Annotated in this window: 10 protein-coding genes; all 10 read right to left on the bottom strand. The window is 67.1% G+C overall.

Features of this window, described 5'->3' with window-relative positions; all coding sequences use genetic code 11:
- Nucleotides 1-37 precede the first annotated feature (37 nt).
- The 10 genes from rplI to ACIPVK_RS03395 all read right to left on the bottom strand — a co-directional run bounded on the left by rplI (nt 38) and on the right by ACIPVK_RS03395 (nt 8,576).
- Nucleotides 38-493 carry a 50S ribosomal protein L9 gene (rplI, locus tag ACIPVK_RS03440; RefSeq protein WP_407610583.1) on the bottom strand — a complete coding sequence of 152 codons (456 nt, stop codon included), beginning with the start codon at nt 491-493 and terminating at the stop codon, nt 38-40.
- Between the two features lie 15 nt (nt 494-508).
- Nucleotides 509-748 (bottom strand): 30S ribosomal protein S18, encoded by a 240-nt coding sequence (rpsR, locus tag ACIPVK_RS03435; RefSeq protein ID WP_007269381.1) that lies wholly within the window; start codon nt 746-748, stop codon nt 509-511.
- A 62-nt stretch (nt 749-810) separates the two neighbouring features.
- Nucleotides 811-1,404, bottom strand: coding sequence for a single-stranded DNA-binding protein (locus tag ACIPVK_RS03430; protein WP_407610582.1), 594 nt, complete (start codon nt 1,402-1,404; stop codon nt 811-813).
- Between the two features lie 45 nt (nt 1,405-1,449).
- Nucleotides 1,450-1,755 carry a 30S ribosomal protein S6 gene (gene rpsF, locus ACIPVK_RS03425; RefSeq protein ID WP_071213679.1) on the bottom strand — a complete coding sequence of 102 codons (306 nt, stop codon included), beginning with the start codon at nt 1,753-1,755 and terminating at the stop codon, nt 1,450-1,452.
- Between the two features lie 170 nt (nt 1,756-1,925).
- Nucleotides 1,926-4,052, bottom strand: coding sequence for an acyltransferase family protein (locus ACIPVK_RS03420; RefSeq protein WP_407610581.1), 2,127 nt, complete (start codon nt 4,050-4,052; stop codon nt 1,926-1,928).
- A gap of 74 nt (nt 4,053-4,126) precedes the next feature.
- Entirely contained in the window at nt 4,127-5,404 is a 1,278-nt protein-coding gene (locus ACIPVK_RS03415) for a M18 family aminopeptidase (protein WP_407610580.1), read from the bottom strand.
- Between the two features lie 50 nt (nt 5,405-5,454).
- On the bottom strand, nt 5,455-5,619 hold the full coding sequence (locus ACIPVK_RS03410; RefSeq protein ID WP_407610579.1) for a hypothetical protein: 165 nt from the start codon (nt 5,617-5,619) through the stop codon (nt 5,455-5,457).
- A 12-nt stretch (nt 5,620-5,631) separates the two neighbouring features.
- Entirely contained in the window at nt 5,632-6,348 is a 717-nt protein-coding gene (locus ACIPVK_RS03405) for a response regulator (RefSeq protein WP_407610578.1), read from the bottom strand.
- An 11-nt stretch (nt 6,349-6,359) separates the two neighbouring features.
- Nucleotides 6,360-7,697 carry a sensor histidine kinase gene (locus tag ACIPVK_RS03400; RefSeq protein WP_407610577.1) on the bottom strand — a complete coding sequence of 446 codons (1,338 nt, stop codon included), beginning with the start codon at nt 7,695-7,697 and terminating at the stop codon, nt 6,360-6,362.
- 30 nt (nt 7,698-7,727) lie between these two features.
- On the bottom strand, nt 7,728-8,576 hold the full coding sequence (locus ACIPVK_RS03395) for an ABC transporter permease (protein WP_407610576.1): 849 nt from the start codon (nt 8,574-8,576) through the stop codon (nt 7,728-7,730).
- Nucleotides 8,577-8,578: the final 2 nt, after the last annotated feature.

Here is an 8,578-nt window from a genome sequence, read left to right as displayed (position 1 = left end):
CGGTTGTCGTCAATGACGACGGAGGTTGCGAAAGAAATTACTTCTTTACTGCAACAACCTGCAGTGCAATCTTTGCGGAAACATCGGTGTGCAGACGCACGGTCGCCGAGTAGTTACCCGTCGACTTGATGTGGTCGTCGATCTCGATGTTGCGCTTGTCGATCGAGCCAACGCCGGCGGCTGCAACAGCCTTGGCGATGTCGTCGGTCTTGACGGTGCCGAAGAGGCGACCGGTAGCGCCGGCCTTGACGGTCAGCTTGACCGGCTTGGCGGACAGCGAAGCAGCAAGTGCCTGTGCCTCTTCCAGGGATGCAACGGCGCGAGCAGCACGGGCGGCCTTGATCGACTCAACCTGCTTCTCACCGCCCTTGGTCCAGGTGATGGCGAACGAACGCGGGAGAAGGTAGTTACGTGCGTAACCATCCTTCACCTCGACGATGTCGCCTGCGGCACCGAGGCCGGTAACTTCGTGGGTCAGAATGAGCTTTGCCATGTTGGTATACCTTCCTTAGCCGCGGCCAGCGCCGGAGTAAGGCAGCAAGGCCACTTCACGCGCGTTCTTGATGGCCTGTGCGATCTTGCGCTGTTCCTGTACGGAAACACCGGTAACGCGACGGGCACGGATCTTTCCGCGATCGGAAATGAACTTGCGCAGCAATGCTACGTCCTTGTAGTCGATGACAGTGATGTCAGCGGCCTTCAAGGGGTTGGACTTTGGTTTGGGCTTACGGAGTTCAGCCTTAGCCATCGTGGAGCTCCTTTATCAGGTGGAGCCCGCAGAATTTTCTGCGGGATGGTGAATAAATTTGTTTAGAAAGGTGGTTCGTCGGAACCCGGGTTGCCCCATCCGCCGTTGTTTCCTCCGGCAGGAGCGCCCCATGGATCGTTTGCCGGTGCATTCCAGCCGCCACCGGAGTTTCCGCCGGCGTTGCCGCCACCGAATCCACCGCCGCCGCCTTGGTTGCCGCCGGCAAACCCGCCGGCATTTGCCCCCGCGTTCTGCTGGCCACCAAAGCCACCACCATTGCCACCGCCGGAGCGCTGGGTGCGGGTGACCTTTGCGGAGGCGTAACGCAGCGACGGGCCGATTTCATCGACCTCAAGCTCGGTGACGTTACGCTTTTCGCCTTCCTTGGTTTCGTAGGAACGCGACTTGAGGCGGCCCTGGGCGATGACGCGCATGCCCTTGGTCAACGTCTCGGCGACGTTTTCGGCAGCCTCACGCCACACCGACGCCCGGAGGAACAGCGTGTCGCCGTCCTTCCATTCATTGGTCTGGCGGTCGAAGGTTCGCGGGGTCGAAGCAATGGTGAAGTTCGCCACTGCCGATCCTGACGGGGTGAAACGCAGTTCCGGATCAGCGGTCAAATTACCAATAACCGTAATGACTGTCTCGCCTGCCATTGGAGCCTCCTAAAGTGTTGTTCTACGAAGATCGAAAAAGCAGAATTACTCTGCTACGACCTTTGCCTCTTCCGGGCGGGTGATCTTGGTGCGCATGATGGTCTCATTGAGGCCCAGCTGGCGATCAAGCTCTGCGGAAGTAGCGGGGGTAGCGGTGAAGTTAACCACCGCGTAAATGGCCTCATTCTTCTTCTGAATGTCGTAGGCCAGGCGGCGACGGCCCCAGATGTCAACGTTCTCGATGGTTCCACCATCGTTACGGACAACATCGAGGAACTTACCGAGGGTCGGTTCAACGGTTCGCTCGTCGACCTCGGGGTCGATCAGCACCATCAATTCATAAGCACGCATGTGAACCCACCTCCTTTGGGCTAAACGGTCACGGCATTTCCGCAACAGGAGGTTCTTTGCATTTGCTGTCGCCACAACCCGATTGCCGGGCGCGGCAGAAACAGCCTCAACCATTCTAGCGGAAAATCACTGTCGCGCCCGACTATGCCGGGTGCGGTGTATCACGGAGGTCACCGCGCGGCTTTCATCAGCCCGTCCGTGCGCAGCCGCTCGACTAGCCGGTCGCCGAAGACCGGGGCGAGCGTGCGAATGTAGGTGTCGGAGATGTGGTGCTTGTCCCGATACACCAGCACGTTCCCGATGACGGCCGGGCAGAACCCGTCGGCACAGAACTGGTCGTTGAAATCCAGGACACCGACCCGCGGCTCGAGCTTGGCCGCAGCCAGTGTGAAGTCGTTGGCCTCGAAGGCCTTTGATTCCGGGGCACCGCAGGACCGAAGCTCTTCCGGATGCTGCACCACGCAATCCCGCGCATAGGACTTCAGCCCGGGGCGCGGGGTGTCGAGAATCGGGTAGACCTTGATTCCGGCGTCTTCCAGCTGGCCCCAATAGTCGGAGAAGCCCTCGGCGGCACCCTTTTCGAACGTGGCCCCGGACCAGTGACCGCTCACCACCGCGTCCACGTCCCCGCGGGCCAGGATGCGCTTCAGCGTGTCCTTGTTGGCTTGGTGGCAGGAAATGCCGCCATCCTTTTCGGCGGTGCGCTTGGTGGCGCTGAAGGGGCAGGAGTTCTTCAGGTAGGTCAACACCGTCCAGCCGTGTTGCTTGGCGGTTGCCTCCATCGCCTGGTACCAATGCGAGGCGTGCGAATCGCCCACCAGGGCAATGGTCAGGGTCCCGTCGACTGCACCCTTCTCGCATTCGACGGTGATGGGCGACTTGGGTTTCTGGACGCACTCGCCCAGGTCGGGCAGGTCGTATTCGGCCTCGGCCGGAACCGGGACGATCTGCCGCACGCCCTCCAGGTATGCAGGTGCACCGGCGCGGACCGAAGCTGCACCGAACCCGGGCGGAGGAGAAGCAAGCAAGGTCGCGACGGCGCGTTCCTGGGCGACGATCTCGCGTTCGGCCAGGGTTCCGGGAGCCACCGCAAGCGCCGCGACCAGAACCAGTGCGGCGGCCCCGGCACCCAGTGCCCGCCAGTTCGAGGCGGCGAGCGGGGCGAAGGTCCGTACCGGGGTTTCGATCCAGCGGTAGCTGGCCCAGGCGAGCAGCAGCGAAAGCACCAGCAGGCCGATGCTCTGGGCGGGCCCCGGCTCGCGGTCGGCGAAGAAGAGGAAGAAGGTGAGCGCCGGCCAGTGCCACAGGTACAGGGAGTAGGACACGTTCCCCACCCATTGCACCGCGGGAAGCTCGAGGAGTTTTTGCGGGGCCAAGGCGCCGCGGGTCTCCCCGGCCAGGATCACGGCCAGGGTTCCCGCCACCGGCAGGGCAGCGGACAGTCCGGGGAAGGGCGTGCCACCGTCAAAGCCGAAGGCCGCCGCCGCGATCGCGGCAAAGCCGCCCCAGGCCAGCGCGGTCCGCACGCCGGGGGCGGCAAGCAGGCGATTGCTCCGCGCCGCAAGCCCGGGTTCGGGCGGGGCGAGCAAGAGGGCCAGCAGGCCGCCGGCGGCCATTTCCCAGACGCGGGCGGGGGTGATGAAGTAGGCGGCCGGGTTTCCCGAATTCACCAGCACCATCGAGTAGGCCAGCGAGACGAGGATGACGGTGCCGAAGACCAGCAGGAGCGCGGTGCGCGGAAGCCCTCCGGTGGTTTCCCGGCGGCCGACGCGTTCCCGCGCCCCGGCACGCCTGCGGACCAGCCAGACCGCCAGCAGCACCAGCAGCGGCCAGAAGAGGTAGAACTGTTCTTCGACGCCGAGGGACCAGAAATGCTGCAGCGCGGTGGGCTCGGCATCGGCGGCAAGGTAGTCGACGGAGTCGGCCGCCAGCACCCAGTTCTCCACCGAGAACGCCGAGGCCAGGGCCGCGGTGCCCACGGCCTTCCATTGCGTGGCCGGCAGGAAGGCCAGCGTGGCTGCCAGCACCGCGAGGATCACCGCAAACGCGGCGGGCAGGATCCGCCTCACCCGTGCGGCCCAGAACCCGGGAAGGTCGATCCGCCCGGTCTTGCGCACCTCGCGCAGCAGGTGCCCGGTGATCAGGAAACCGGAGATCGCGAAGAACACGTCGACCCCGACGAAGCCGCCCGGGACCATGCGCGGCTCGAGGTGGTAGGCCACGACCAGCAGCACCGCCACCGCGCGCAGCGACTGGACCTCGGGCAGGAAACGGCGTGGCTTCGGCTCGGCAATCATGTCCGTGAGCAAAGCACGCGCCGGTTAACGGCGGGTAACCTGCCGGTGTTAACGACGCGTTTACCGGCGAATTCTCAGGCGGCGAAGAACGCCTCGGAGATCCTGGCCAGGCGCAGCGGATCGGCCACGGCGCACATCTCGCGCGCCGAGTGCATCGAGAGCAGCGGGATTCCCACGTCCACGGTGCGGATGCCCAGCCGGGTGGCGGTCAGCGGGCCGATTGTCGATCCGCAGGGCATCTGGTTGTTGGACACGAACTCCTGGTACGGGACATCCGCGGTGGCGCAGAGCCGGGCGAAGAGCGCCGCGCCCACTGCGTCGGTGGCGTAGCGCTGGTTCGCGTTGATCTTCAGCAGCGGGCCGGCCCCCAGCAGCGGGCGGTTGGCCGGGTCGTGGCGCCCGGGATAGTTCGGGTGCACCGAGTGCCCGGCATCGGCCGAGAGGCAGACCGAGTCCGCGTAGGCGCGGTTGCGGTCCTGGAGCGTGGCCCCCAGCCCGTGCCCGATGCGCTCGAGCACGTCCTGCAGGAACGGGCCGCAGGCCCCGGAGCGGGAGGCGGAACCGATTTCCTCGTGGTCGAAGGCCGCCAGCACCGCAATGTGCTCCCCGGCGCCGGAGGCCGCGTGGTGCACCAGCGCGGTGAGCGAGGCGTGCATCGAGGAGAGGTTGTCCAGGCGCCCGGAGGCGAAGAACTCGTTGGCCGCGCCGAAGACCTCGCCGCGCTGCGCGTCGGCAACCACCACGTCGTAGCCGCCGATCTCCGCGGCATCCACGCCGGCGGATTCGGCCAGCACCGCCAGCACGTCGGCCTCCTCGGGGTTCCCGATCCCCCACACCGGGTTCATGTGCACCTGTTTGTCCAGGGCCAGCCCGTCGTTGACTGCCCGGTCCAGGTGGACGGCCAGCTGCGGGAAGCGCAGCATCGGCTTGGTGCGCGCCAGCACCTGTGTGCCGTCGAGCAGCACCAGGCGCCCGGCCAGCAGCAGCTCCCGGTCCAGCCAGGAGTTCAGCAGCGGGCCCCCGTAGACCTCGACGCCGGCCTGCAGCCAGCCGTGCGCGCCGGTGGTGGGCTTGGGCTTGAGCTTGAAGGAGGGCGAGTCGGTGTGCGAACCCACGATGTGGAACCCGGTGGTGGCGGTGGCGCCTTCGGGCTGCACCCAGGCAATGAGCGCTCCGTCGCGGATCACGAAGTGTCCGCCGGGGGCCGGATCCCAGGCCTCGGCCTCGGACAATTCGGTGAAGCCGGCCGCGGCCAGGCGGCGGGCCGCCGCCGCGGCGGCGTGGAAGGAGGAGGGAGAGTCCGCGACGAAGGCGGAGAGGTCGTTGATGTGCTCGATTGCTGCGCTGGACATTCGAAGTTCCCTTGACTCGTTTTGCGTGCGGGGGGGCGGCGCAGGAGCGCCTAGGTGCGGGTGCGGACCAGGGCCACCACGAGGGCGCCGACCCCAAGGACGATGCTAGCCCACCCGGGAACGGGCAGGGCGAAGAGGGTGAGCAGGAAGGCGCCGAGGACCCCCAGGACCACGGCCAGCAGCAGCCAGGGGCTGCGCAGGAATTCGGAGTTCATCGGCATCCTCCCTTAGTAGTCCAGTCCCTGGCTGGGGATGACCAGCCCGGTTTCGTATGCGTAGACCACTGCCTGCACGCGGTCGCGCAGGTGCAGCTTGGTCAGGATCCGGCGCACGTGGGTCTTCACGGTGGCCTCGGAGAGGAAGAAGCGGTGCGCGATCTCCGCGTTGGACAGCCCCTCGGCCATGGCCCCGAGTACCTCGAGTTCGCGCGGGGTCAAATCCCCCAGCAGCGGGTCGCGTTCCGGCGCCGGGGCGCTGGAGCGGTTCGGGGCGCCGTCGCGCACATAGGTCTCCAGCAGCCGGGCGGTGACCCGGGGCGCGACCACGGCGTCGCCGGAGGCCACCAGGCGCACCGCGTTGACCAGTTCCTCGGGCGCGACGTCCTTGAGCAGGAAGGCGCTGGCCCCGGCCTGCAGCCCGGAGAAGGCGTATTCGTCCAGGTCGAAGGTGGTCAGGATGATGACCTTGGCCTCGGGCAGCTCCTTGACGATGCGGGCGGTGGCCTCGATGCCGTCCATGGTGGGCATGCGCACGTCCATGAGCACCACGTCGGGTTTCAGCTTGATGGCCTGCCGCACGCCCTCGGCCCCGTCGGAGGCCTCCCCGAGGATTTCCAGGTCGTCCTCGCCTTCGAGGATGAGCCTGAAGCCCATGCGCAGCAGCGGCTGGTCATCGACCAGCAGCACGCCGATGCGCGCGGTGTTCTTGTCGGTTGTCTCGGGCATGGGTGTTGTTCTCACGATCCTTGGTGTTGGTTCTTGGGGGCCGGTTGGCTGCCCCGCTGCGGCGCGGGCTCGCCGGGGCAGCGGGGCGGGTGCGGCAACTTGAGCTTGGCCACGACGCTCCACCCGCCGCGGGAGGCCGGACCGGCGCGCAGCGTGCCGTCGAAGAGCGCGGCGCGCTCCTTCATGCCGCGGATGCCCTGCGCGGATCCGATGATCTCGCGGCGCGCTTCCTGGTGCGTGCCGTCGTCGTGGATCCTCACCGTGACATCGTCGCGGACCCGGTGCACCGTCACCTCCACCTTGCCCACGTTGCGCCCGTAGCGCAGCACGTTGGTCAGGGACTCCTGGATGATGCGGTGGACGGTGAGCTGGAAGGTCGCGTCCTCCGGCAGGGCGGGGCCGGATTGGGTGTAGCGCAGCGGCAGGCCGGCGACCCGGAAGCCGGCAAGCATCTGTTCGAGGGAGCCTCCGGCGGGCTGCGGTTCAAGCGACGCCCCGTCCCCGGTGCGCAGCACCCCGATGACCCGCCGCATGTCCCCCAGCGCCCGGCGTCCGGTGGTGGACAGTTCGCCCAGGACCTCCCCGGCACGCGCCGGGTCGCGCTTGAGCACCACCGCGGCGCCGTCGGACAGGGCGATCATGACCGAGAGCGAGTGCGCGACCACGTCGTGCATCTCCCGGGCGATGCGGTTGCGTTCGCGCAGCTGGGCCAGGGTCTGGACCCGCTTGGCCCAGTTGTCCAGCTCGGCCTCGTGCAGCCGGTTGTTGCGCACCGCGGCGCCGATGGCCACGGCCGCGGCGTTGGTGCCCAGCAGGAAGGCCAGGGACAGCGTGATCGTGAGGGTGCGCCCGCCGATCTCCGCCAGCGCCGCCTGGTCCTCGGGTGAATCGGTGAACATCGACGGAAGCCCCATCGTGACGAAGACCAGCCCCTGGAGGGCGGTGATCAGGGCCGTGAGGGCGAACATGCGCCGGGCGGCATATTTGGTCGACGCCGCATACAGCGCGATCCAGAGTCCCACGCTGCCGCCGAAATACGAGGAGTCCAGCAGGATCGCGGCGGAGTCGAAGAGCACCACCACGACCAGCACGAACATGGGCCGGCCGCGGCGGAAAAACAGGGAGGCGCCCGTCAGCGTGAGCAGGCCCAGGGTGGGCCAGTGCGCGGCCAGCGCCGCCTCGACGATACTCGGGGCGGTCATCAGGAAGTACAGCAGCACCACGGAGATGTCGACCAGCACCGGGCGCCGGCGCATGAAGGAGCGCAGCGGGCCGATGCGTTGTGCCGAGATCTCGGCAAAGCTCGCCTCCGGGTCCCCGGAGGCGAGCGGCGCCGTGTTTTCACTCATGTCCCTGAGCCTATCGATCAAAGGCGTGTTCTAGATATCGCGGCGCTGCAGCAGCACCGCGGCGGCGGCCAGCGGGACGAGGATCCAGGCGCCGACCACGAGTCCGGAGGCCCAGGTCTCCAGGGCGCCCTCGGCACCGGGCATCGCCATCAGCGCGCCTCCTGCATGGCCCGGCAGGAAGCGTGCGGCGTCGGCCAGCCAGGACACCATGCCCGACAGTCCGTCCACGACGATGGGAACCACGAAGAACAGCGCGGCGAGCACCACGATGCCGCCTGCCGAGTTCTTCAGCATCGTCCCCAGGGCCAGGCCGATCAGCGAGACCATCACCACGTAGAGCACCCCGAACCAAAGGTTGCGCTGATAGGCCTCGGAGGCGAAGTCCAACGGCAGGGAGTAGTTGTCGGCAATCGGCTTGGCCACCAGGAACCCGGCCAGGATCGAGGCGAGCGCGACCAGCGCCGAAACGATGGTGACCATCAGGGTCTTGGCCCAGAACACCGGCTGCCGGGTGGGCGTGGCCACGAAGGTGGAGCGGGCCGAGCCCGTGGCGAATTCCGAGCTCATCACCATCACGGCCAGGGCGCCGATGACCAGTTGGGCAACGAGAAGCCCGCTGGCCGGCAGCGAGGCGGCGAGTTCATTCATGTCCCCCATCTGCGCCGCCATTTCGGGCTCTGACGCCATCGCTTTCAGGGATGCACCGATCCCCCAGACACTGAGCGCCGCGATCCCCACCATGACCACGAAGGTGGTCAGGATCAGGATCAGCGTGGAGGGCAGCGAGAAGAACTTGATGAACTCGCTGCGCAGCACGCCGGCGAAGCCGAGCTTTCCGCCCCCCGCGGCACCGGGTGCGGCGGAACGTGGTCGTTTCATGG

This window comes from Paeniglutamicibacter sp. MACA_103, from assembly GCF_045798555.1.
Lineage (GTDB): Bacteria > Actinomycetota > Actinomycetes > Actinomycetales > Micrococcaceae > Paeniglutamicibacter.
The sequence above is the reverse complement of the archived record's forward strand: the minus strand, read 5'-3'. Positions and strand labels throughout refer to the sequence as shown.

Bases quoted from the DNA above. Each gene is read 5' to 3' on its own strand.
- rplI (WP_407610583.1), bottom strand. From the start codon at position 493: ATGGCAAAGCTCATTCTGACCCACGAAGTTACCGGCCTCGGTGCCGCA.
- rpsR (WP_007269381.1), bottom strand. From the start codon at position 748: ATGGCTAAGGCTGAACTCCGTAAGCCCAAACCAAAGTCCAACCCCTTG.
- ACIPVK_RS03430 (WP_407610582.1), bottom strand. From the start codon at position 1,404: ATGGCAGGCGAGACAGTCATTACGGTTATTGGTAATTTGACCGCTGAT.
- rpsF (WP_071213679.1), bottom strand. From the start codon at position 1,755: ATGCGTGCTTATGAATTGATGGTGCTGATCGACCCCGAGGTCGACGAG.
- ACIPVK_RS03420 (WP_407610581.1), bottom strand. From the start codon at position 4,052: ATGATTGCCGAGCCGAAGCCACGCCGTTTCCTGCCCGAGGTCCAGTCG.
- ACIPVK_RS03415 (WP_407610580.1), bottom strand. From the start codon at position 5,404: ATGTCCAGCGCAGCAATCGAGCACATCAACGACCTCTCCGCCTTCGTC.
- ACIPVK_RS03410 (WP_407610579.1), bottom strand. From the start codon at position 5,619: ATGAACTCCGAATTCCTGCGCAGCCCCTGGCTGCTGCTGGCCGTGGTC.
- ACIPVK_RS03405 (WP_407610578.1), bottom strand. From the start codon at position 6,348: ATGCCCGAGACAACCGACAAGAACACCGCGCGCATCGGCGTGCTGCTG.
- ACIPVK_RS03400 (WP_407610577.1), bottom strand. From the start codon at position 7,697: ATGAGTGAAAACACGGCGCCGCTCGCCTCCGGGGACCCGGAGGCGAGC.
- ACIPVK_RS03395 (WP_407610576.1), bottom strand. From the start codon at position 8,576: ATGAAACGACCACGTTCCGCCGCACCCGGTGCCGCGGGGGGCGGAAAG.